Raw genomic sequence first — 18,325 nt, 5'->3', positions numbered from 1 at the left:
TCAATTAAACCAGGACGCCGGACTGGCGCAGGGCCTGTCGCAGCGGTTCGTGACAGGCTTCGCTGAGCCGGGTGAGCGGCAGACGGATACCGTCCGGCATCAAGCCCATCTCAAACAGCGCCCATTTCACGGGAATAGGGTTGGATTCAATAAACAGTGTCTTGTTGAGCGGCATCAGCTTCTCGTGGATCGCGCGGGCGGTCACGGCATCACCGGCGATGGCGGCGGCGCACAGCTCGCTCATGGCGCGCGGGGCGACATTGGCGGTCACCGAGATGTTGCCTTTGCCCCCCAGCAGGATCAGCTCGACAGCCGTGGCGTCGTCACCGGAATACACCAGGAAGTCGCTGCTCACGCCGGCCAGGATGTCCTTGGCGCGCTGCAGGTCACCAGTGGCTTCTTTGATGCCAATGATGTTCGGCACGGTGGACAGGCGGATCACGGTCTCGGCCTTCATGTCGCAGGCTGTGCGGCCGGGTACGTTGTAGAGGATCTGCGGGATATCAACGGCTTCGGCAATGGTGCGAAAGTGCTGGTACAGGCCTTCCTGGGTCGGCTTGTTGTAGTACGGGGTCACCAGCAAGCAGGCATCGGCGCCGGCTTTTTTGGCGTTTTTGGTCAGCTCGATCGCTTCACGCGTCGAGTTGGCGCCCGTACCGGCGATCACGGCGATACGGCCCGCGACGCGCTTGACCACGAATTCGATCACCTGGATGTGTTCTTCCACATCCAGTGTGGCCGACTCACCTGTGGTGCCGACCGCCACAATGGCGTTGGTGCCCTCTTGCAGGTGGAAGTCCACCAGTTTGCCCAGGCTATCCCAGTCGAGATGACCTTGTGCATCCATGGGTGTGACCAGTGCCACCATACTGCCCGCAATCATGCAACCGCTCCTGCCGGAAAAAGAGAGCCGTAATGGTACTGGCGCCAAGATGCTTGTACAAGCGAAGTACCGCCTGAGGATGCGTTCTGGGGCAACTAAACGATGGGCAATGCCATCATTGGGTCAAAGCGTGCCTTGAAGCACGCTGAAATCAGACCGATCACGCAATGAAAACGCCACCTCCTATCCCTTGGCGGCGGTTTTCGCTACCCTTCATCCTTTGATCGATACAGCCCTGACCGTATCGACCGCTCATCGTTTTAGGAAGGCTGCATGTCCACCCCCACAGTTCGCGAACAATTCCTTGTTATCAGTGCCCTCGGCGCCAACCCCATGGAGCTGACCAACGTCCTGTGCCGCGCCAGCCATGAAAACCGCTGCGCCGTCGTAACCTCCCGCCTCACGCGCCATGGCGAGTGCAGCGCGCTGGTGCTGCAGATTTCCGGCACCTGGGACGCCTTGGCGCGTCTGGAAACCGGCCTGCCGGGCCTGGCCAAGAAGCATGACTTCACCGTCAACGTAGTGCGCAGCGCCGCACTGGAAAACCGCCCGCAGGCTCTGCCTTATGTGGCATACGTCAGCTCGGCTTACCGTTCGGACATCGTCAACGAACTGTGCCAGTTCTTTATCGACCACAACGTCGAGCTCGAGAACCTGACCTGCGACACCTATCAGGCGCCACAGACCGGCGGCACCATGCTCAACGCCACGTTTACCGTGACCTTGCCGGCGGGCGTGCAGATCAGTTGGTTGCGTGACCAGTTCCTGGATTTCGCCGATGCCCTGAACCTCGACGCCTTGATCGAGCCATGGCGCCCACAGAACCCAATGTAAGGAAGTATCTATCCATGCCGGTAGTCATCGATAAACCCGTGGCCGATTTCGAAGCCCAGGCCACCAGCGGCCAGACTTTCAGCCTCGCAGCCCTCAAGGGCAAGCAAGTGGTGATCTACTTCTATCCGAAAGACAGCACGCCGGGCTGCACCACCGAAGGCCAGGGCTTTCGGGACCAGTACGCAGCGTTCAAGGCCGCCAACACCGAGGTGTTTGGCGTGTCGCGCGACAGCGTGAAGTCCCACGAAAACTTCAAGGCCAAGCAGGAATTTCCCTTCGAGCTGATCAGCGACAAGGACGAGGCGGTTTGCCAGTTGTTTGATGTGATCAAACTGAAGAAGCTTTACGGCAAGGAATACCTGGGCGTTGATCGCAGCACCTTCTTGATCGACAAGGACGGCGTGCTGCGTCAGGAATGGCGTGGCGTGAAAGTGCCAGGGCATGTGGACGCCGTTTTGGCGGCGGCGCAGGCGCTGAGCAAGGCTTGAATCGTTGGGGCGAACACCGGGTGTTCGCCCCCATCGTTACAACAAAGGCGCCACCGCCGGTTCTTGCCGCGGCCACGCATCCAGTACGGCCTTGAACAGTGTCGCCAGGGGAATCGCAAAGAACACACCCCAAAACCCCCACAGCCCGCCAAACAACAACACCGCACAGATGATCGCCACCGGATGCAGGTTGACAGCCTCCGAGAACAGCAGCGGCACCAGTACGTTTCCGTCCAGGGTCTGGATAATGCCGTACACCGCCATCAAGTAGATGAACTGATCACTCCAGCCCCACTGGAACAGCGCAATCAACATCACCGGCACCGTTACCACCACCGCGCCGACGTAGGGCACCACCACCGACACACCCACCAGCAACGCCAGCAATGCCGCGTAGTTCAGGCCGAGCGCGACGAAAGCGATGTAGGTGACGCCCCCGCAGATGACGATCTCAATGACCTTGCCGCGGATGTAATTGGCAATCTGCCGGTTCATTTCCTCCGCCACCCGGGTAATCAGCGCTCGCTCACGCGGCAGGTAACCGCTCACCCAGCGGCCGATCATCGCGCGGTCCTTGAGAAAGAAGAACACCAGGATCGGCACCAGCACCAGATAGATCATGATGTTGACCAGCAACGGCAGACTGGACAGGGAAAAGGTCAGCGCCCATTGCCCGAACTTTCCGATCTCGCCGCGCGCCACTTCGATGGCCTGCAGCACCTGCTCGTCCGACACCAGGTGCGGATAGCGCTCTGGCAACAGCAGCAACAGCGATTGCCACTTGGCGAGCATGCCCGGCAACTCGTTGAATAACGTGATCAGCTGATGCCACAGCAACGGCAGAACCACCACGATGAACACCACCAACAACCCCATGAACAACGCAAACACCAACCCTACCGCGACCCCGCCCGGCAAACGCATACGCTCCAGCGTGGTGACCAGGCCTTGCATCAGGTACGCCAACACCATCCCAGCCAGCACCGGTGCCAACATGCCGCCCAAGGTGAGTACGGCGGTAAAGGCCAGGAACAGCAGGACCGCCAGCACCACGGCTTCTTCATCGGAGAAGTAGCGCTGAATCCAGTCTCGTAACACTTTGAACATCAATCAACCTCGGGCGGTAGGGGCAAACGGTTCAGGCCTTGCGCAACCAATAGCGGTATACACCGGCGGCATCTTCTTCATGCAACAGGGTGTGGCCAGCCAACTTGGCAAACGTGCGGAAATCACGCTGGGAGCCTGCGTCCGTGGCGATCACCTTGAGCACTGCGCCGCTGGCCAATCGATTGAGTTCCAGCTTGGCCTTAAGCAACGGCAACGGGCAATTGAGGCCGCTGGCATCGAGTTCGGCATCAAAGGCTACAGCGTCGGTCATGGTTTTACTCCGGGCACGCGTTTGGGGTGCTTAGAATATCTGGTCCGAAGCTCAGTGTCCGGCTACAGTAAGCTCTTTGTCGAAAGGCTCTGTGCATGACTTTTTTGCGCCCTACCCTGCTGACGCTGGCCTGCCTGCTGGCCTCTCCGGGCTTCGCTGACGACCTGCCGTCACTTGGCGACGCCAGTTCTGCCATTGTCTCGCCACAACAGGAATACCAGTTGGGCCGTGCTTGGCTTGCCTACCTGCGCGGCCAGGTCTCGCAACTCAATGACCCACAACTCAAGGATTACGTGGAAACCAGCGTGTACAAGCTGGTGGAGACCAGTCAGGTCAATGACCGGCGCCTGGAGTTCATCCTGATCAACAGCCCACAACTCAACGCCTTTGCCGCCCCCGGTGGGATTGTCGGGGTCAACGGCGGTTTGTTCCTCAACGCGCAAACCGAAGGCGAATATGCTTCGGTACTCGCCCACGAATTGGCTCACTTGTCCCAGCGCCACTTCGCCCGCGGTGTGGAAGCGCAGTCGCGCATGCAGATCCCGATGATGGCCGCTTTGCTCGGCGGCATCATCGCTGCGGCAGCGGGTGCGGGTGATGCCGGCATTGCCGCGATTGCCGGCAGCCAGGCGGCAGCCATCCAGGAGCAACGCCGGTTCTCCCGTCAGAACGAACAGGAGGCTGATCGTATCGGCATTCTTAACCTGGAAAAAGCCGGTTACGACCCGCGCTCCATGCCGACCATGTTCGAACGACTGATGCGTCAATATCGCTTCGACGCCAAGCCACCGGAGTTCCTGCTGACTCACCCGGTTACCGAATCACGGATCGCCGACACCCGTAACCGCGCCGAGCAAGCCAAACCCGGCGGCAAGGAAGACAGCCTGCGCTATCAACTGATTCGCGCGCGCGTGCAGTTGCAATACGAGGATACGCCCGGTCTTGCGGCCAAACGCTTCCAGGCGCAGTTGGACGAGAACCCTAAAAACGATGTGGCTCGCTATGGCCTGGCCATCGCCCAGATCAAGGGCACTCAACTCAAGGAAGCGCGGGAAACCCTGGCACCGCTGCTGGCCAAGGCGCCCAATGACATCACGTACAACCTGGCGCAAATCGAGCTGGACATCACCAACAACCGCTTGCCGGATGCCCAGCAACGCACTGACCGGATGCTCACCCAGTACCCCGGCAACTACCCGCTCAACCAGGTGCGCGTGGACTTGTTGCTTAAGCAGAACCGAACCGCCGATGCGGAGAAAGCGTTGGATGCGTTGCTCAAATCCCGTCCCGATGACCCCGACGTCTGGTACCAGGTCGCCGAGACACGCGGCCTGTCCGGCAACATCATTGGCTTGCATCAAGCCCGCGCCGAGTACTTTGCATTGGTAGGCGACTTCCAGCAGGCCATTCAGCAACTGGATTTTGCCAAGCGCCGGGCCGGCAACAACTTCCCGCTGTCCTCTCGTATCGACGCGCGCCAGCGTGAGCTGATCGAGCAGGAACGCTTGGTAAAAGGAATGATGAGCTAAATACATCGCCCACAAAAAAGCCCCGCTTTCGCGGGGCTTTTTATTGGCCTGGAAGTTACTCGGCCAGCTTGAAGGTAATGAAGCTCGCACGCCCTTGACGCAAGACACGCATCGACACCGAACGGTTCTTCGGCAGCGCCTTGGCGATGTCGGTGAACTGCTTGGTGGAGTCGATGGCCTGATTGTTCAGGTGAGTGATCACGTCACCTGGCTGCAGGCCAATCAGAGAGGCAGGGCCGTCCTGCACTTCCTTGATCACTACGCCACTTTTAAGGTCGAAGCTTTTCTTCTGCTCATCAGTCAGCTCAGCCACGGCAATGCCCAGGCGATTGCTGCTGCGCTCGGCGCCCGGTTTGGCGTTGCCCAGAGCGTCCAGGGTGGCGCCCTCTTCCGGGATCGCACCAACGGTCAGCTCAACGGTCTGGCGCTTGCCGTCACGAATCACTTCCAGCTTGGCTTTGCTGCCGGCCTTGAGTGCACCGACCAAGTGCGGCAGGTCAGCCGACATGATGATCGGTTGGCCATTCATGCTCAGGATCACGTCACCGACTTGCAGGCCACCTTTGGCAGCCGGGCCGTCGTCCTGGATCTGGGCGACCAGGGCACCGGCCGGCTTATCGAGACCGAACGACTCAGCCAGGTCCTTGTTCACTTCCTGGATCACTACGCCCAACCAGCCACGGCTGACCTTGCCACCGCTCTTGAGCTGGTTGGAAACGTCCATGGCCACGTCAATCGGAATAGCAAAGGACACCCCCATGAAGCCACCGGAGCGGGTATAAATCTGCGAGTTGATCCCGACCACTTCTCCCGCCAGGTTGAACAGCGGACCGCCGGAGTTACCCGGGTTGATCGGCACGTCGGTCTGGATGAATGGCACGTAGTTTTCATTTGGCAGGCTGCGGCCAATGGCACTGACGATGCCCTGGGTGACGGTATGGTCAAAGCCGAACGGTGAACCGATCGCTACTACCCACTGGCCGGCTTTCAGGTCCTGGGATTTACCCAGTTTCAGTACCGGCAAATCTTTGCCGTCGATTTTCAGCAAGGCCACGTCGGAACGTGGGTCGGTGCCGATCAGCTTGGCTTTCAACTCACTGCGATCCGCCAGGCGCACAAGAATCTCGTCGGCGTCGGCAATCACGTGGTTGTTGGTGAGGATGTAGCCGTCAGGCGAGATGATGAAGCCCGAGCCCAAGGACTGTGCCTCACGCTGGCCACCGCCGCCGCCACGCGGGGAACGCTGTTGCGGCATGCCACGCTCGAAGAACTCGCGCAGCATTGGCGGCAGGCCTTCCAGATCGGGCATCTGCTGGTTCGAGACTTTGCGATCCGGCAGTTTTTGCGTGGTACTGATGTTCACCACGGCAGGCGAGGCCTGCTCCACCAGTTGGGTGAAGTCAGGCAATTCGGCCGCTTGCGCGGACACGGCCTGACCCAGCACCAGCACCGTGGCGACTATGGATAGGTAAGACTTCAAACGTGGTATCGACATACAGCTCCCGTTACGACGAGCAGGGTTGAGCGACAGGGTTCAAGAAACGCCGAAAATTGCGACCGACATCTTTGTTCCGCGAACAAAACAAGGCCAGGGCCGACAAGCCCTGACCTATAAAAAACATGGGGATTTTTTGCAAGTGAAAATACTGATCCTGAAGTTTCATGCTTCCAGCCTCCAACCAAGCACAGGCTCACATTGAAAGGTCAGGATGAACATAGGATTAACGACTCACGGCTTTGCAGCAGCGGTTTTTTCACCGCGCACCGACAGCGCGATGCGTTCGGCAGTGCCGATGGGGATTTCGCCCACAACGGTCACCATCACTTCACCCTCTACCGTGTTCAAGCGGCGCGATACGGCAACGGTCGGGCCCAGCTGAGTACGGGTTTCGCTCACGCTGGCGCCATCGGTCGACTCAAGAAACACCGAAAAACGTGCCAGCCCATCGTCGTACATCAGGCTATCGACAGTGGACTTGGTCTGGGTATCTTTGCGTGCAGTACTGCTGGTGAGCTGAAAACCCGGAGGCAGCCAATCCAAGTGCCACGCATGGGTGGCGGGGATTTCAGGCGACTTGCTATTGGCAAGCGCGATAGGTGCGCAATCACCGCTGGGCTGCAAGTCTCGGTCAGAGAGCGCGACCGACGTGTTTAGTCGAGTGAACTGGAAACGCTCCAACAATTGTCCCTGTTCATTAAGTAACAAGGATTTGAGCGGCAACGCAGTTTGACGATCAAGGTGCAACTCGAAACCATACCGATACTGATCGCGCGGCGTGATCGAGATAATCACCGCATTTCGACCGGCCACGCGAGATTTGCCAATGACGGCCAATTCGTAGAGTTGAGTGAGTTTTTGCGGATCAAGGGCGCGCGATGGCGCTTCGGGCGAATTACCCAGGCCGGCAACCAGAGCGCCACTGACGCATTGGGTTCGACCGTCTACCCGCACCAATTCCTGAGCTGATCCGTCGAGTTGCAAGAGCCGCTCACGGACATGCCCGTCTTGAATACGGTGCCAGATATCGTGGGTAGAGAAACTGCCGTTACGCTCGTAGACGAACGTACCTTCGAAGCTTTGCTGCTGCTCTGCACGCCCAAGTCGAGTCAGCCAGTCTTGGGCTTCGTCGGCATGGGCGGATAGTGCAAAACAACCACTGAGCAAAAGCGTAAGGAGCGGTATGGCGCGCATAGGGCTCCTTAACGGTTTAGCGGTTTTCCAGACTTGCTGCACGAGCGTATGGCAGAGCGCTTTCAGTGCCTTTCCAAGCCGATTCCTGTGCATGTTGGCGCAGGTAGCCTGGAAGACGCTGATCCTGCCAGCCGGATTGCCCTTGAAGTACACCGTTAGCCATAGGACCGGTGGTATCGGAGCTTTCCTTATAGCCGGCCAGCACTGCTGGACCTTTGACTTGCGGACCGGCCATGACCGGTTGCTGAGTCTGTTGGGCCAGTTCGGCACCGGCTATTTCGTCCTGGTTGTACAGGCGAACACCGGCCAGCACGGCAACAGTTACCGAAGCAGCTACTGCCAAACGACCCAGGCTACGCCATGGACCACGAGCAGCTTTTGCCGGAACGGCTTCATCAGCCAGCGCAGCAGAAACGGCCGCAGCAATATCCAGACGAGGGATTAGAAGATCCTTGTGCATCACCGCCCGAGCGACTTGGTAACGAGACCAGGTATCACGGGTTTCGGCATCATCAAATGCATTGAGCACTCGACGAAGTTCCAGTTCATCCGCTTCGTTATCCATCACTGCGGACAGCGATTCCTGCAGGGCATCACGACTCATGGCGGTTCCTCTCTTGGCTGTCGCCGCTGTCTTTAGTTTTCCTGCAACAACGGTTGCAAGGCTTTATCGATGGCTTCCCGGGCCCGGAAAATCCGTGACCTCACAGTCCCCACCGGACACTGCATGACGCTCGCAATGTCTTCGTAACTCAGACCATCGAATTCACGTAAAGTTAACGCCGTACGTAAATCTTCTGGAAGTTGCTGAATTGTGCGATGAACGGTGCCTTCGATCTCGTCGCGCAGCAATGCACGCTCCGGCGACTCGAGATCTTTGAGGCCGTGATCACCATCATAAAATTCTGCATCTTCTGAACTTACATCACTGTCTGGTGGGCGGCGGCCGCGAGACACCAGATAGTTCTTCGCCGTGTTAATGGCGATGCGGTATAGCCACGTATAAAACGCACTATCACCGCGGAAGTTGCCAAGTGCACGGTATGCCTTGATAAAGGCTTCCTGTGCAACGTCCTGCGCTTCATGGGTGTCGTGCACAAAACGCACGATCAACCCGAGAATTTTGTGCTGGTATTTCAGCACTAGCAGATCAAATGCTCGCTTGTCGCCGCGTTGAACGCGTTCGACCAGCTGCTGATCCTCTTCCTGGGTTAGCATGAACACTCCTCGTTGTACTTGGAGGAGGCTTGCATAACTAAACGATCAGGCTTGCAAACATAGACTCGGACTTTTCGCAAAAGTTCTCCCCCTCCAAGCAAGTTTCCGGCGCGCACTGATTTGGCACACACGAAAAACGCAGCACGGGCATTGCCGGCTGCGCGAATAATCTTGTCGCCGGTTTTCTGACGCGTCCAATGCTCCCGACGGGCCAATAAACTCAACGTTTTCCCAGCTTTCGGGCAACCTGCTATTGAGTCAGGGCTTATGCAAAAAGTTCCCGTCTCAATAACCAGCCGATTTTACCCAAGCTGCGCACCGTAATCTCACATTGCCACGAATGCCCGGCTATTGTGCCGCTCCCCCCCTCTATATACTAGTGGCCCGTGTGACCCTTTGATTCGCCGATCCAGGCGTCCTGTTCGCGCCACCCCTTTGGATCGCTTTTTGCGGAATCCTGCTAATGAGCCAACAGTTTCAACACGATGTCCTGGTGATCGGTAGTGGCGCGGCCGGCTTGAGCCTGGCGCTGACGCTCCCCAGCCACTTGCGCATTGCGGTGCTGAGCAAAGGCGATCTGGCCAACGGCTCGACATTCTGGGCCCAGGGCGGCGTCGCAGCAGTTCTGGACGACACTGACACCGTGCAATCCCACGTCGAAGACACCCTTAACGCCGGCGGCGGCCTGTGCAACGAAGACGCCGTACGCTTCACCGTCGAGCACAGCCGCGAAGCTATCCAATGGCTGATCGACCAGGGCGTGCCCTTCACCCGCGACGAGCATGCCGGCAGCGACGACGGTGGATTTGAATTCCACCTGACCCGCGAAGGCGGTCACAGCCATCGCCGCATCATCCATGCGGCTGACGCCACCGGTGCCGCCATTTTCAAAACCCTTCTCGAGCAGGCCCGCCAACGCCCCAACATCGAGCTGTTGGAACAACGGGTAGCCGTCGACCTGATCACCGAAAAGCGCCTGGGCCTGGCAGGCGAACGCTGCCTCGGCGCCTACGTGCTCAACCGCGCCAGCGGCGAAGTCGACACCTACGGCGCGCGCTTCACCATTCTCGCCTCGGGCGGCGCGGCCAAGGTTTATCTCTATACCAGCAACCCCGACGGTGCCTGCGGCGATGGCATTGCCATGGCGTGGCGTTCGGGCTGCCGCGTCGCGAATCTGGAGTTCAACCAGTTCCACCCCACCTGCCTGTATCACCCGCAGGCCAAGAGCTTCCTGATCACCGAAGCCCTGCGCGGTGAAGGTGCGCACCTGAAACTGCCAAATGGCGAGCGCTTCATGCAACGCTTCGACCCTCGCGCTGAGCTCGCGCCGCGGGATATTGTCGCTCGCGCCATCGACCACGAGATGAAGCGCCTGGGCATCGACTGCGTCTACCTGGACATCAGCCACAAGCCCGAAGCCTTCATCAAGACCCATTTCCCCACCGTCTACGAGCGCTGCCTGGCGTTCAACATCGACATCACCAAAGGCCCGATCCCGGTAGTGCCGGCCGCGCATTACACCTGCGGCGGTGTCATGGTCGACCAACACGGCCGCACCGACGTGCCTGGCCTGTATGCGATCGGCGAAACCAGCTTCACCGGCCTGCACGGCGCCAACCGCATGGCCAGCAACTCGCTGCTCGAATGCTTCGTCTACGCCCGCTCCGCCGCCGCCGACATCCTCGAACAACTGCCCCGCATCCCGGTACCCGCCGCCCTGCCCCGCTGGGACGCCAGCCAGGTCACCGACTCGGACGAAGACGTGATCATCGCCCACAACTGGGATGAGCTGCGCCGCTTCATGTGGGACTACGTGGGGATCGTGCGCACCAACAAGCGCCTGCAACGCGCTCAACACCGCGTGCGGTTGCTGCTGGACGAGATCGACGAGTTCTACAGCAACTATAAAGTCAGCCGTGACCTGATCGAATTGCGCAACCTGGCGCAGGTGGCGGAACTGATGATCCGCTCTGCCATGGAGCGCAAGGAGAGCCGCGGCCTGCACTACACCCTCGACTACCCGCAGATGCTGCCCGAGGCCCGTGACACTATTCTGGTGCCAGCCATCTACGGCGGCTGAACTTCAAGCGAACCCGCAGGCGCCGATGCACGTCGGCAGCCTGCGCGTCCCTGGGCACGCAGATCGAACGCACCCGCCATTCTCCCTGCACCCGATAGCGCAGCACCACGATCAACGGTAATGCCAGGCTGTCGGGACGCAGTTGCACAGGGTGCCAGCCGCGCTCATCACAAAATAGCTGCCAGCCGTCTTCATCGCGGCGCAGGCCACGAATCGACGAACGGTGGTTTAACAGGATATGACGCGGCAAAACCCACACGGCGTGGGCCAGACACAACAGAATGCCGAGGCCGTAGAACGGTAGATCCCCAAGCAGCAAGGCGCCCAACGCGAACAGCTGGGCAAGCAGATAGGCCGCCAGCAATAGCCGTGAGGCCTGCCAGCGGCATTCGAAGTGATTACTTGGGCTGGACACGATCCAGAATCATCCGAACCATGCGCTGCAGCTCCGGATCTTCAGATTCGGCGCGCTCCATGAACCAGCCGAACATGTCCTGATCTTCGCAAGTCAGCAGCCTGACGTAGAGGTCGCGGTCCACCTGATTGAGCGTCGCGTACACCTCTTTGGTGAAAGGCACCAGCAACACATCCAACTCCAGCATGCCGCGACGGCTGTGCCAGTAGAGGCGATTGATTTCTACATCTTCGACCATGGAGCGCTCCTCAAATAGAGCGCAAGTATACAGGCCCGACAGCACCGGACCAGTCGGCTTTGGTCGCACCATACGGAAACTATCCATTTGCCGGACGCCCCTCTATGATGCACCCATGACTTTTTGACCTGCGATGACCCATGGCTGACTCCGCTTTTTTTTGCCCCTTGTCACACGAAGGCGTTCTTGCCGTCCGCGGCGCCGACGCTGCCAAGTTCCTGCAAGGGCAACTGACCTGCAACCTCAATTACCTGAGTGACACCCAGGCGAGCCTCGGCGCTCGCTGCACGCAAAAAGGCCGCATGCAGTCGAGCTTTCGCATCCTGCTGCAAGGCGACGGCGTGCTCCTGGCCATGGCCAGCGAACTGCTCGAACCGCAACTGGCAGATTTGAAAAAATACGCGGTGTTCTCCAAATCCAAACTCACCGACGAAAGCGCCGCCTGGGTGCGTTTCGGCCTATCGAATGCGGATCAGGCCCTCGCCTCCCTTGGCCTTGAGCTGCCTGCCGAAACCGACAGCGTAACGCGCAGCGACACATTGATTGCCATTCGTGTCTCACCTGGCCGCAGCGAACTCTGGGTGCCCGTCGAACACGCCGAAGCCGTGCGCGCTCAGCTGGCCACACAGCTGCAACCTGCTGACTTGAATCAATGGCTGTTGGGCCAGATCCGCGCCGGCATCGGCCAGGTCATGCCCCAGACCCGTGAACTGTTTATCCCGCAAATGCTCAACCTGCAGGCCGTCGGCGGCGTCAGCTTCAAGAAAGGCTGCTACACCGGCCAGGAAATCGTCGCGCGCATGCAATACCTGGGCAAACTCAAGCGTCGCCTGTATCGCCTGAGCCTTGATGCAACCGAATTACCCGAGCCAGGCACCCCGTTGTTCGCGCCCAGCCACAACAGTGCTATCGGTGAGGTGGTGATTGCAGCAAAAGCTGACCAATGCGTGGAACTTCTGGCCGTGCTGCAGGCCGAAGCTGCCGACAGTGGCGATGTGCACTTAGGCACCCTGGAAGGCCCGGGCTTGCAGTTGCTCGATCTGCCTTACCAACTGGATCGCGATAAAGAGATCCAGCGTTAATCGCCGCACTTTTTTGCAGCACCCTAGAGAACATGAATGAACAAGCTGGCGGAAAAAGTCCAACAGGCTTTAGTGACGGCCATCGACAACGATGACCTGGTTCTGCCGACATTACCGGAAGTGGCCCTGAACATACGTCAGGCCGCCGAAGACCCGGAAATCAGCATCAGCCACTTGAGCAAAGTGATCGCTCGCGACACCGCCCTGTCGGCACGCCTGATCAAAGTGGTCAACAGCCCGCTGATGCGCGCAACCCAGGAAGTCACCGACCTGCATACCGCCATCACCCGGCTGGGCACCAACTACAGCAGCAACCTGGCCATTGGCCTGGTGATGGAGCAGATCTTCCACGCCCGCTCCGAAGTCGTCGATTTGAAAATGCGCGAAGTGTGGCGCCGCAGCCTGGAAGTAGCAGGCGTGAGCTATGCCTTGTGCCGCAGCCACAGCCAGCTGAAACCTGACCAGGCAGCGCTCGGCGGTCTGGTGCATCAGATTGGCGTGCTGCCGATCCTCGCCTATGCCGAAGACCGTTACGAACTGCTCTCCGACCCGGTCAGCCTCAACCATGTGATAGAGAGCATTCACCCGCTGTTGGGCGACAAACTGCTGGGTGACTGGGATTTTCCGGAGATGCTCGCGAAGCTGCCAGGGCAATACCTGGACCTGGAACGCGACTCCGCGAGCCTGGACTACATCGACCTGGTGCAAGTCGCCGTGCTGTATTGCCACCGGGGCACCGATCATCCGCTGGCGAATGTATCGGTTGCCAGCCTGCCGGCGATCCAGAAGCTGCGTGTCGACCCCTACAGCAATGCCCTGCGTGCCGAGCTGGAAGAAGCGCGCTCGATGTTTTACTGATCAACCCGCGATAAAACTCACGCGCACCTTCAACCCCGCCAACTCGCCGTCATGCAGACTGATCTGCGCCAAGTGTGCGCGGCAGATCTCACCGACAATCGCCAGCCCCAAACCTGAGCCCATGCCCTGTTGGCTGCGGCGGTAGAAACGCTCGAATACCCGGTCCCGCTCATCCAGCGGGATGCCCGGGCCATCATCTTCCACCTCCAGAATCGCGGGCGCCGTGACCCGCAAAATCACGTTGCCTCCGGACGGTGTGTGGGCCAGGGCGTTATCGACCAGGTTGCTCAGCAACTCGTTCAACAAGGTCGGCTCACCCCGCAGCCACACCGGCTCATCCGCCTCCAACGCCAGCGCAACGCCGCGCGCATGCGCCAGCGGCGCCATGGCCATGCCCAATTCCCGCGCCAGTTGGCTGAGGTCGAGCAATTGCGCCCCGCCTTCGGCAATCGCTCGCGCGCCGTTTTCAATGCGTGCCAGCGACAGCAGTTGGTTGGCCAAATGGGTGAGGCGGTCGGTGCCTTGGGCGGCAGTTTCCAGGGTGCTGCGCCACGTCGCCGGGGCCTCGCTGCGTAGGCCGAGTTCCAAGCGTGCCTTCAGTGCCGCCAGCGGGGTGCGCAATTCGTGAGCGGCGTCGGCGATAAACTGCGCCTGGCGCTCGAACTGGCCGCGCAGGCGCTCGGTGAAGTGATTGAGGGAGCGCACCAGGGGACCGAACTCATGCTGCACTTCGACCAACGGCAATGGCCGCAAGTCGTCGGGCTGACGCTCCTCAACGGCAGTGCGCAAGCGCTCCAGCGGACGCAGCGCCGCGCTGACGGCAAACCACACCAGCAGCAATGCGCCGACGGCCAACATCCCAAGGCGCAGCAAGGTGTCGGCCAGCAGGCTACGGGCCATGCTTTCGCGCGCTTCATCGGTTTCTGCAACGCGAATTTCGGCCATGCCATTCATGTTCGGTTCGGAGACAGCCTTGAGCAAACTCACCACGCGTACGTGCTGGCCCTGGTAGGTGGCGTTGTAAAACCGCGCCAGCGCCGGGTAGTCGTCCGTGCGCGGCGTGCCCGGCGGCGGGCCGGGGAGGTTTTCGTAACCGGAGATCAGCTTGCGATCAATGTCATTGACCTGATAGTAAATACGCCCGGCGCTGTCGTAGGCAAAGGTGTCCAGCGCCACATAAGGCACATTCGCGCTCAGGGTGCCATCCACCTGGGTCAAGCCGGCGGCGATGGTGCGCGCTGACGCCAGCAAGGTGCGGTCGTAAGCGGTGTCGGCGGCTTCGCGCCCATTCCAGTAGGCGCTCATGCCGCTGGCGAGCATCAATACCACCAGCAACAGCGCCAGGTTCCACAGCAGGCGCCAGCGCAGGCTGCTGGGCTTATGCATCGCGGGCTTCCAGCAGGTAGCCAAGGCCACGGAAAGTCACGATGGCGATAGGCTGGCCGTCGAGCTTCTTGCGCAGGCGGTGCACGTAGATTTCGATGGCGTCGGGGCTGGCCTCTTCATCCAGGCCGAACACCTGCGACGCCAATTGCTCCTTGCTCATTACCCGACCGGGGCGTGCGATCAGCGCTTCCAGCACCGCTTGCTCGCGGGAAGTCAACGTCAGCAGTTCGCCACCCACGGTGAAACGCCGGGTATCGAGGTCGTAGACCAGCACGCCGCACGCTTGCTGGCGCTCACCCCCCAAGACGCTGCGGCGCAACAGCGCTTTGACCCGCGCTTCCAGCTCGGTCAACTCAAATGGCTTGGCGAGGTAGTCATCGGCGCCCAGGTTCAGGCCGTGTACGCGGTCTTTTACATCACTGCGCGCCGTCAGCATCAACACAGGCAGATTTTTCCCACGCGCGCGCAGACGCGCCAACACTTCAAAACCGTCCATGCGCGGCAGCCCCACGTCGAGGATCACCACCGCATATTCCTCACTGTTCAAGGCCAGGTCCGCGGCCACGCCATCGTGCAACACGTCGACAGTCAAACCCGTGCTCTTGAGCGCCTGGGCGACACTTTCGGCGAGTTGCAAATGGTCTTCAACCAGGAGGACACGCATGGATTTTCACCTCATTCGGGCATGGTCGACGCCACGCTTTGCGGGGCAGTTTACAGGCGCCGCCTGCCCTGTGAAGCCCGAAAACATTGAAAGGCAACTGAAAGGTTAGTGAAAGCTTCGCCCTTTAGCATCCAGCCACGGTGGGTCATGCCCGCCGAGCTACCTGATCCGTAGTGCCAGAAAAACGCCTCGAAGCGTTTTCGCAAAAATAAGAACAATAACGGAGTACACAACGATGCTGTCGACACAGCCACAGGCTTGCCCGCCTGTTCGTTTTTCTCGCCTTGCCCAGACCGCCCTTGCCAGTGCCACCGCCCTTGCCGGCTTTTCGCCACTGAGCCAGGCTGCCTTCTTCGAAGACAGCAGCGCCACCCTCGAAACCCGCAATATGTACTTCAACCGCGACTTTCGCGACGGTACCAGTGCCCAGCAATCCAAGCGTGACGAATGGGCCCAGGGGTTCATGCTCAACCTGCAATCGGGCTACACCGATGGCACTGTCGGGTTTGGCGTGGATGCGCTGGGCATGCTTGGGGTCAAGCTCGACTCCAGCCCCGACCGCACCGGCACCGGCCTGTTGCCGACCCACGACGACGGCCGCGCCGCCAACGAATACTCCAAGCTGGGCCTGACCGGCAAAGTGAAGATCTCCGCCACCGAACTGAAAATCGGCGCGCTGATCCCCGAACTGCCGATCCTCAAGCCCAACGACGGGCGCATCCTGCCGCAGACCTTCAACGGCGGCCTGCTGACCTCCAAGGAATTGAAGAACCTGGTGTTCACCGGCGGTCGTCTGGACAAGGCCAAGGACCGTGACGACACCAGCTACGAAGACATCGCCCTCAACAACAAAAACAGCCGCTTCGTCAGCGGCGCCACTGGCAAGCACTTCAACTTCGGCGGCGTGGACTACACGTTTGCCGACAAGATCACCGGCAGCTACCACTTCGCCCAGCTCGACGACGTGTACCGCCAGCACTTCCTGGGCCTTGTGGCCTCACGCCCACTGGGCCCCGGCACTTTCGGCGCCGACCTGCGCCTGGCCATCAGTGATGACACCGGCAGCGCCCGCGGCGGCAACATCGACAACACATCGCTCAACGGCCTGTTCAGCTATGCCCTCAATGGCCATAAGCTCAGCGCCGGCTACCAGCACATGTCCGGCGACAGCGCCTTTCCCTACGTGGATGGCAGCGACCCGTACCTGGTCAACTTCGTGCAGATCAACGACTTTGCCGGCGCACAAGAGCGCTCCTGGCAGGCGCGCTACGACTATGACTTCGCCAAGCTGGGCATTCCCGGCCTGAGTTTCATGAGCCGTTACCTGTCGGGTGACAACATCAGGCTTCGCAACGGCGAGACCGGCAAGGAGTGGGAGCGCAACAGCGAGATCCGCTACGTGGTGCAAAGCGGCACGCTCAAGGATGTCGCCCTGCGCCTGCGTAACGCCACCTACCGCTCCAACTATTCGGCACGTGATGCCGACGAAGTGCGCGTGCTGGTGAGCTACAGCATTGCGCTTTGGTAGTCGCAACTCATAACAACAACGACGGAGATAAACATGACCTATTCACTGCGTAAATTGGCCCTCGCCGCCGGCTGCATGCTGTTCGCCGGCCAACTGTTGGCCGCCGACGAACCCAAGCGCCCGGAGTGCATCGCCCCGGCCTCGCCCGGCGGTGGCTTTGACCTGACCTGCAAACTGGCGCAAAGCGCGCTGGTCAACGAAAAGTTGCTGAGCAAGCCGATGCGCGTCACCTACATGCCAGGTGGCGTGGGCGCGGTGGCCTATAACGCGGTGGTCGCTCAGCGCCCGGCGGACGCTGGCACGCTGGTAGCGTGGTCCAGCGGTTCGCTGCTGAACCTGGCCCAAGGCAAGTTCGGTCGCTTTGATGAAAACGCCGTGCGCTGGCTCGCCGCCGTCGGCACCAGCTACGGCGCCATCGCGGTGAAAGCCGATTCGCCCTACAAAAACCTCGACGATCTGGTCAAAGCCCTGAAGAAAGATCCGGGCAGCGTCGTCATCGGTTCTGGCGGCACCGTCGGCAGCCAGGACTGGATGCAAACCGCACTGATCGCCAAGGCTGCCGGTATCAACCCGCGCGACCTGCGTTATGTGGCACTCGAAGGCGGCGGTGAAATCGCCACCGCACTGCTCGGCGGTCATATCCAGGTGGGCAGTACCGACATCTCCGACTCCATGCCGCACATCCTCAGCGGCGACATGCGCCTGCTCGCCGTGTTTGCCGAAGAGCGCCTGGACGAGCCGGAAATGAAGAACATTCCGACCGCCAAAGAGCAAGGCTACGACATCGTCTGGCCGGTGGTACGCGGCTTCTACCTCGGGCCAAAAGTCAGCGATGCCGACTACGCGTGGTGGAAAGACGCGTTCGACAAACTGCTGGCCTCCGACGAGTTCGCCAAGCTGCGTGACCAGCGCGAGCTGTTCCCGTTCGCCATGACCGGCCCGGAGCTGGACACCTACGTGAAGAAACAGGTGGCTGACTACAAAGTGCTGGCCAAAGAGTTCGGCCTGATCCAGTAATCGCCCCTCTTTTGCACGGCCGCGCCCTCCTCGAC

General features: G+C 60.2%; 19 protein-coding genes. 8 read left to right on the top strand and 11 right to left on the bottom strand.

All coding sequences use genetic code 11. The features are described 5' to 3' along the window. Positions 1-4: 4 nt before the first annotated feature. Positions 5-883 carry a 4-hydroxy-tetrahydrodipicolinate synthase gene (gene dapA / locus ABWL43_RS07295; RefSeq protein WP_106577012.1) on the bottom strand — a complete coding sequence of 293 codons (879 nt, stop codon included), beginning with the start codon at positions 881-883 and terminating at the stop codon, positions 5-7. Positions 884-1,156: 273 nt separating this feature from the next. Here dapA and ABWL43_RS07290 point away from each other — a divergent pair, with 273 nt between their 5' ends. Next, positions 1,157-1,717: a glycine cleavage system protein R gene (locus tag ABWL43_RS07290; protein ID WP_003172487.1), complete on the top strand. Its 561-nt coding sequence runs from the start codon at positions 1,157-1,159 to the stop codon at positions 1,715-1,717. Between the two features lie 14 nt (positions 1,718-1,731). Next, positions 1,732-2,205 carry a peroxiredoxin gene (locus ABWL43_RS07285; RefSeq protein WP_145162901.1) on the top strand — a complete coding sequence of 158 codons (474 nt, stop codon included), beginning with the start codon at positions 1,732-1,734 and terminating at the stop codon, positions 2,203-2,205. A gap of 36 nt (positions 2,206-2,241) precedes the next feature. On the opposite strand, the gene ABWL43_RS07280 is transcribed toward ABWL43_RS07285, so the two are convergent. Both ABWL43_RS07280 and ABWL43_RS07275 read right to left on the bottom strand, forming a co-directional pair. Beyond that, positions 2,242-3,312, bottom strand: a complete 1,071-nt coding sequence (locus ABWL43_RS07280; RefSeq protein ID WP_242194081.1) for an AI-2E family transporter — start codon at positions 3,310-3,312, stop codon at positions 2,242-2,244. Between the two features lie 31 nt (positions 3,313-3,343). After that, positions 3,344-3,583, bottom strand: a complete 240-nt coding sequence (locus ABWL43_RS07275; protein WP_010212198.1) for a sulfurtransferase TusA family protein — start codon at positions 3,581-3,583, stop codon at positions 3,344-3,346. Positions 3,584-3,678: 95 nt separating this feature from the next. Here ABWL43_RS07275 and ABWL43_RS07270 point away from each other — a divergent pair, with 95 nt between their 5' ends. After that, complete coding sequence (locus ABWL43_RS07270; RefSeq protein ID WP_200623290.1) at positions 3,679-5,112, top strand: M48 family metalloprotease; 1,434 nt, start codon at positions 3,679-3,681, stop codon at positions 5,110-5,112. 55 nt (positions 5,113-5,167) lie between these two features. Here ABWL43_RS07270 and ABWL43_RS07265 read toward each other — a convergent pair whose 3' ends face one another. The 4 genes from ABWL43_RS07265 to rpoE all read right to left on the bottom strand — a co-directional run bounded on the left by ABWL43_RS07265 (position 5,168) and on the right by rpoE (position 9,022). Continuing rightward, on the bottom strand, positions 5,168-6,607 hold the full coding sequence (locus ABWL43_RS07265; protein ID WP_145162895.1) for a DegQ family serine endoprotease: 1,440 nt from the start codon (positions 6,605-6,607) through the stop codon (positions 5,168-5,170). Between the two features lie 234 nt (positions 6,608-6,841). Then, a complete protein-coding gene (locus ABWL43_RS07260) occupies positions 6,842-7,804 on the bottom strand; it encodes a MucB/RseB C-terminal domain-containing protein (protein ID WP_404487329.1) in 963 nt (320 codons plus the stop codon). Positions 7,805-7,820: 16 nt separating this feature from the next. Then, entirely contained in the window at positions 7,821-8,408 is a 588-nt protein-coding gene (locus ABWL43_RS07255) for a sigma-E factor negative regulatory protein (protein ID WP_404487328.1), read from the bottom strand. Positions 8,409-8,440: 32 nt separating this feature from the next. After that, positions 8,441-9,022, bottom strand: a complete 582-nt coding sequence (gene rpoE / locus ABWL43_RS07250) for an RNA polymerase sigma factor RpoE (RefSeq protein ID WP_003172477.1) — start codon at positions 9,020-9,022, stop codon at positions 8,441-8,443. A 463-nt stretch (positions 9,023-9,485) separates the two neighbouring features. Between rpoE and nadB the strand changes: the two genes are divergently transcribed. Then, the gene (nadB, locus tag ABWL43_RS07245) at positions 9,486-11,102 is read left to right on the top strand and encodes an L-aspartate oxidase (protein WP_404487326.1); all 1,617 of its coding nucleotides are present in this window, start codon (positions 9,486-9,488) and stop codon (positions 11,100-11,102) included. Here the strand turns inward: nadB and ABWL43_RS07240 are convergent. Then, the gene (locus ABWL43_RS07240) at positions 11,071-11,517 is read right to left on the bottom strand and encodes a protein YgfX (RefSeq protein WP_145162889.1); all 447 of its coding nucleotides are present in this window, start codon (positions 11,515-11,517) and stop codon (positions 11,071-11,073) included. The two genes, nadB and ABWL43_RS07240, sit on opposite strands and share 32 nt — an antisense overlap. Continuing rightward, positions 11,501-11,755, bottom strand: coding sequence for a succinate dehydrogenase assembly factor 2 (locus ABWL43_RS07235; protein WP_014717362.1), 255 nt, complete (start codon positions 11,753-11,755; stop codon positions 11,501-11,503). The genes ABWL43_RS07240 and ABWL43_RS07235 overlap by 17 nt, the downstream gene beginning before the upstream one ends. A 140-nt stretch (positions 11,756-11,895) precedes the next feature. Here ABWL43_RS07235 and ABWL43_RS07230 point away from each other — a divergent pair, with 140 nt between their 5' ends. Then, a complete protein-coding gene (locus ABWL43_RS07230; protein WP_242194089.1) occupies positions 11,896-12,837 on the top strand; it encodes a folate-binding protein YgfZ in 942 nt (313 codons plus the stop codon). Between the two features lie 36 nt (positions 12,838-12,873). Beyond that, on the top strand, positions 12,874-13,695 hold the full coding sequence (locus tag ABWL43_RS07225; RefSeq protein ID WP_145162885.1) for an HDOD domain-containing protein: 822 nt from the start codon (positions 12,874-12,876) through the stop codon (positions 13,693-13,695). On the opposite strand, the gene ABWL43_RS07220 is transcribed toward ABWL43_RS07225, so the two are convergent. Further along, a complete protein-coding gene (locus ABWL43_RS07220) occupies positions 13,696-15,081 on the bottom strand; it encodes a sensor histidine kinase (RefSeq protein WP_262208687.1) in 1,386 nt (461 codons plus the stop codon). Continuing rightward, complete coding sequence (locus ABWL43_RS07215) at positions 15,074-15,745, bottom strand: response regulator (RefSeq protein WP_083359659.1); 672 nt, start codon at positions 15,743-15,745, stop codon at positions 15,074-15,076. The genes ABWL43_RS07220 and ABWL43_RS07215 overlap by 8 nt, the downstream gene beginning before the upstream one ends. 235 nt (positions 15,746-15,980) lie before the next feature. Between ABWL43_RS07215 and ABWL43_RS07210 the strand changes: the two genes are divergently transcribed. Then, positions 15,981-17,273, top strand: a complete 1,293-nt coding sequence (locus tag ABWL43_RS07210) for an OprD family porin (RefSeq protein WP_262208688.1) — start codon at positions 15,981-15,983, stop codon at positions 17,271-17,273. A gap of 33 nt (positions 17,274-17,306) precedes the next feature. Next, positions 17,307-18,290, top strand: a complete 984-nt coding sequence (locus ABWL43_RS07205; protein WP_277933491.1) for a tripartite tricarboxylate transporter substrate binding protein — start codon at positions 17,307-17,309, stop codon at positions 18,288-18,290. Positions 18,291-18,325 lie beyond the last annotated feature (35 nt).

Origin of the sequence: Pseudomonas sp. HT11, from assembly GCF_044875395.1 — a bacterium.
GTDB lineage: Bacteria > Pseudomonadota > Gammaproteobacteria > Pseudomonadales > Pseudomonadaceae > Aquipseudomonas.
Note: the sequence above shows the minus strand (reverse complement) of the source record. Positions and strands in the feature narration are given on the sequence as shown.